General features: G+C 65.0%; 5 protein-coding genes. 1 reads left to right on the forward strand and 4 read right to left on the reverse strand.

The genetic code is table 11. From position 1 onward, the window contains the following. Nucleotides 1–80: 80 nt before the first annotated feature. A complete protein-coding gene (locus AS156_RS39705) occupies nt 81–917 on the forward strand; it encodes an IS5 family transposase (RefSeq protein WP_066499812.1) in 837 nt (278 codons plus the stop codon). A 167-nt stretch (nt 918–1,084) separates the two neighbouring features. On the opposite strand, the gene AS156_RS39710 is transcribed toward AS156_RS39705, so the two are convergent. The 4 genes from AS156_RS39710 to AS156_RS45520 form a co-directional block, all read right to left on the reverse strand. Beyond that, nucleotides 1,085–1,864: an alpha/beta fold hydrolase gene (locus AS156_RS39710; RefSeq protein ID WP_066516123.1), complete on the reverse strand. Its 780-nt coding sequence runs from the start codon at nt 1,862–1,864 to the stop codon at nt 1,085–1,087. 3 nt (nt 1,865–1,867) lie between these two features. Beyond that, the gene (locus AS156_RS39715) at nt 1,868–3,163 is read right to left on the reverse strand and encodes an O-acetylhomoserine aminocarboxypropyltransferase (RefSeq protein WP_066516125.1); all 1,296 of its coding nucleotides are present in this window, start codon (nt 3,161–3,163) and stop codon (nt 1,868–1,870) included. 45 nt (nt 3,164–3,208) lie between these two features. After that, the gene (gene pncB / locus AS156_RS39720) at nt 3,209–4,513 is read right to left on the reverse strand and encodes a nicotinate phosphoribosyltransferase (RefSeq protein WP_066516129.1); all 1,305 of its coding nucleotides are present in this window, start codon (nt 4,511–4,513) and stop codon (nt 3,209–3,211) included. Between the two features lie 61 nt (nt 4,514–4,574). Continuing rightward, nucleotides 4,575–4,890, reverse strand: a 316-nt coding sequence (locus AS156_RS45520; RefSeq protein ID WP_245313269.1) for a c-type cytochrome, incomplete at its 5' end; no start/stop codon positions are given.

Raw genomic sequence — 4,890 nt, forward strand, 5'->3', positions numbered from 1 at the left:
AGAGCCTGACTGAAAAAGGAGTGAGTGATTTCGGTTGGCTGTGATTCCTTCGGATTTGCGAAGATTCGAGGGAGGGTACGATGCCGTGGACCGAAATCACTCGTGTCGAGTATCAACGCAAAGGGCTGCGCTACACAAGCGATCTGACCGATGCGGAGTGGGCGCTGATATCCCGGAAGATGCCGGCGCGACAGCGACGAGGACGCCCGCGGGAAGTCGATTTGCGCGAGGTCGTGCAGGCGATCTTCTACATTTTGTCGACGGGCTGCCAATGGCGAGCCCTGCCGAGCGAGTTCCCGCCATACTCGACGGTCCAAGGCTATTTTTATGCCTGGCGCGACAGTGGCCGGTGGCACCGGATCGTCGGAGCCTTGGTCCGGCAAGCGCGGCGGAAACTCGGGCGCAAGCCGGGACCGACGGCTGCCGTCATCGATAGCCAGACGGCTCCGACGACGCAGGCCGGCGGGCCACGCGGCTTCGACCCCGGCAAGCGCCTTCATGGACGTAAGCGGCACATCGTCACTGACACCAATGGTCTGCTGCTGGCAGTCCACGTGCATCCCGCCAACGTTCAGGATGTCCACGGTGCTGTCCCTCTGCTGGAACATCTGAGAGAACACTTCCCCAGGCTTCAGCATGTCTTTGCTGACCGAGTCTATCGCGGCAAACAGCTGCTCGACGCACTGTCCCATTGCGGCCAATGGACCATCGATATTGTCCAGCGGCCACCCGGCGTCAAAGGCTTCCAGCTCTTACCCCGACGCTGGGTCGTCGAGCGTACCTTTGCCTGGTTCGGCAGGTGCCGTCGTCTCGCCAAGGACTTCGAGGGCTCCGCGGCAACCGAAGTCGCTTGGCTTCTCGTCGCCCATCTCAGGCTCCTGATCAGACGCCTCGCCAGGCCCCAACACGCTTTTTGAGTCAGACTCTCAGGGTGACGGTCTATCCTTCGTCATTGCGAGCGAAGCGAAGCAATCCATCGCGCTACGTATGCGGACGAATGGATTGCTTCGTCGCTATCGCTCCTCGCAATGACGAGGTGAATAGATTTACAGCCTCTCAGGATGAGGGCGAGAGTTGAGTGCGACTACCGCAGCGCCGCCAGCAGTTCGTCGGGCTGCTCGACCATCATCATGTGGCCGGCGCCCGGCAGTACCACGGTGCGCGCGTTCGGCGTCGCGGCGGCGAGCGCCTTGCCGGCCTTCGCCGGTGTCATCATGTCGCGCTCGCCGAGCACGAAGGTCGTGGGCACCTTGACGGCGGCTGCTGCGGTCAGCGCGTTCTGGTAGGCGTTGCAGGCGTTGAGGTCGTTGTACAGCACGCCGGGCTTCGTCTCCTGCAGCACCCGCTGCGCGCCCTGGTGCATCCACAGTCCCGGCGCGAGGCTGCCGCCGAGCTCGGCCTTGAAGCCGAGGCCCCAGATCGAGACCATGTCGATCGCGGCGGGATCGTTGGCCTCGGCGGCCTTCAATAGATCAGGGCCGACGGTCATCGTCGCGGCGGTGCCGATCAGCGCGAGGCCGGAGACCTTGTCGGGATGGCGTGCGGACGTCTCGATCGCGATCAGCGAGCCCATGGAGTGGCCGATCAGCCGGGCCTTCGATGCGCCGGCGGCCGTGATCAGCGCCGCGATCCAGTCGGCCATCTCGGCAATCGTCGTGAGCGGCTTGCCGGACGAGCGGCCGTGGCCGGGCAGGTCAGGCGCCAGCACGGCAAAGCCGTGATGGGCGAACCAGCGGCTGTGCAGCGCCCAGGTAGAGGAATCGAAGCCGGCGCCGTGGATCATCACCACGGCCGGCAGCGAGGCGTCGAACGGCTTGCCGCCGGTCGCGATGAAGGTGTCCGAACCGTTGACGGAAAGCTGCATGGCTCAGGTCCTTTGCGAGGCGCGCAGCGCCTGGCCGAGATCGTCGATGATGTCCTGTGCAGTCTCGATGCCGACCGACAGCCGCACCAGCTCCTCGCCGATGCCGGCGGCCTTGAGCTGCTCGGCGTCCATCTGCTGATGCGTGGTGCTGGCGGGGTGGATCACCAGCGTCTTGGCGTCGCCGACATTGGCGAGATGGCTGATCAGCTTCAGGGACTCGATGAACTTCTTGCCGGCGGCGCGGCCGCCCTTGATGCCGAAGCTTATGATCGAGCCGGCGCCGCGCGGCAGCAGCTTCTTCGCCAGCGCATGATCCGGATGGCTCTCCAGCGCGGGGTGCAGCACCCAGTCGACCGCCTTGTTCGCGGCGAGGGCCTCGAGCACGGCATGGGTGTTGCTCATGTGGCGGTCCATGCGGACGCCGAGCGTCTCGATGCCCTGCAGCAGCTGGAAGGCGTTGGTCGGCGACAGGCAGGCGCCGAAGTCGCGCAGGCCCTCGGTGCGGGCGCGCATGATGAAGGCGGCCTTGCCGAACTGCTCGTCGAAGACGATGCCGTGATAGCCGGCATAGGGCTCGGTGAGCTGCGGGAATTTGCCGGAAGCGCGCCAGTCGAACCGGCCGCCGTCGACGATGACGCCGCCGATCGCGATGCCGTGGCCGCCCATCCATTTGGTCGCCGAGTTCATCGTGATGTCGGCGCCGAGCTCGATCGGCTGGCTGAGATAGGGCGTCGCGAAGGTGTTGTCGATCAAGAGCGGAATCTTCGCGTCATGCGCGATCTGCGCGACCGCCGGGATATCGAGCACTTCGAGGCCGGGATTGCCGATGGTCTCGCCGATGACGAGCCGCGTGTTCGGCTTGATGGCGGCGCGGAAATCGTCGAGCGCGCACGGCTTCACGAAGGTCGTCGTGATGCCGAAACGCGGCAGCGTGTGCGCGAGCAGGTTGATGGTGCCGCCATAGAGCGAGGCGGAGGCGACGATGTGGTCGCCGGCGTTGAGCAGCGTCGCGATCGCAAGATGCATCGCCGCCATGCCGCTCGCGGTGCAGATCGCCCCGACGCCGCATTCGAGCGCGGCGATGCGCTCCTCCAGCACTGATGTCGTCGGATTGGAGATGCGCGTATAAATGTGGCCGGCGCGCTCCAGATTGAACAACGCGGCGGCGTGGTCGGCATCCTGGAATACATAGGACGTGGTCTGATAGATCGGAACCGCGCGTGCGCCGGTTAAGGGATCGGGACGCTGGCCGGCATGCAGGCTCAGGGTTTCGAAGGCAGGCGGCTTGGGTGCGGGCATGCGAAGCTCGTCGGGTCAGTCGGTGAAGGAAGCGTCCGCGGTGATTTACACGTGAACTGCGGTGCGAACGCGGCCGGCATTGCCGAACACGCGCAAATATCGCTCGACCTCGGCCGGGATGCCGGTCGCCTTCTCCGGATTGTCGGAGAGTTTCACGGCCGGCCGGCCGTCGACCGACGTCACCTTGCAGACGATCGAGATCGGGTCGAGGTCGGCGGAGCCGTCGGGCGCACAGCCGACGAAATCGTTGGTGAGGTTGGTGCCCCAGCCGAAGCTGATGCGGACGCGCCCGCTGAAATGCCTGAACGTCTCCTCGATCGAGCCGACATCCATGGCGTCGGAGAACACCAGCAGCTTCTCCTTGGGATCGCGGCCCTTCTGCTTCCACCACTTGATGATCTCCTCGCCCGCCGTGATCGCCGGCGCGCTGTCGGGACGAAAGCCGGTCCAGTCCGCAACCCATTCGGGCGCATCGCGAAGGAACGACTTGGTACCGAACGCGTCGGGCAGGGCGATCAGCAGGTTGCCGCCGTAGGTGTGACGCCACTGGTCGAGGATGCGATAGGGTGCCCAGCGCAGCTCCTCGTCGGAGTTGGCCAGCGCCGCGGCGACCATCGGCAATTCATGCGCGTTGGTGCCGATGGCCTCGAGATCGTTGTCCATCGCCAGCAGCACGTTCGAGGTGCCGGTAAAGCACGGACCGAGGCCCTCCTTCACCGCCTCGACGCACCAGCGCTGCCAGAGGAAACCGTGGCGACGGCGTGTGCCGAAATCGGACAGGCGCAGGCCGTCCAGCTTGCGCAGCCGCTCGACCTTGGCCCACAGCTTGGCCTTGGCACGGGCATAGAGCACGTCGAGCGCGAAGCGGCCATATTCCTTGGTCGCCGCGCGCGAGCGCAGCTCGTTGAGGATCGCAAGCGCCGGGATCTCCCACATCGTGGTGTGGGTCCACGGCCCGTGGAAATGCAGCTCATACTGGCCGTCGACCTTCCTCAGCTCGTATTCGGGCAGGCGGAAGGTCGAGAGCCAGTTGATGAAATCGGGCGAGAACATCTGGGTCTTGCCGTAGAACGTGTTGCCGGCGAGCCAGATCAGCTCCTTCTTGGAGAAACGGATGGTGCGGGCATGGTCGAGCTGGGCACGCAGCTCGCCCTCGTCGATGACATCGGCCAGCCTGATATGCGTCGAGCGGTTGATTACCGAAAAGGTCGTGTGCGTGTCCGGGTAGCATTCCCGGATCATTCGCTGCATCAACAGCTTATAGAAATCGGTGTCGAGCAGGCTGCGGACGATCGGGTCGAGCCGCCAGCCGTGATTGTAGGTTCGGGTTGCAATATCTGTGACCGTCATGCGGGAACTTTAGCCTGCCGGACGCCGCCCGCCCAGTGGGTTTCGGCCGGAACATGGCAGGTCAGCGCGCTATGTTCTGCCGGATACGGCCAACCGTTGCGGCGACATCGTTCCAGACCGGCTTGTCGGGGGCGAATTGCCCCCTGAGGAAGGCGACGAGCTCGGCGACCTGGCCGTCGGTCATGCTGTCCTTGAAGGCCGGCATGTAGCCGAGATCGGTCGCGGCCGGCTTCGCAATGCCGTGCAGGATCACCTGGATCAGATTATCCGGCGCGTCGCTGTGCAGATTGCTGTTCAATGCCAGCGACGGCCGGCTGCCGAACAGCGGCGGCCCGCCGACCTCGTGGCAGACCGCGCAGGCGCCCTGATAGATCCGG

Origin of the sequence: Bradyrhizobium macuxiense, from assembly GCF_001542415.1 — a bacterium.
GTDB classification, from domain to species: Bacteria; Pseudomonadota; Alphaproteobacteria; order Rhizobiales; family Xanthobacteraceae; genus Bradyrhizobium; species Bradyrhizobium macuxiense.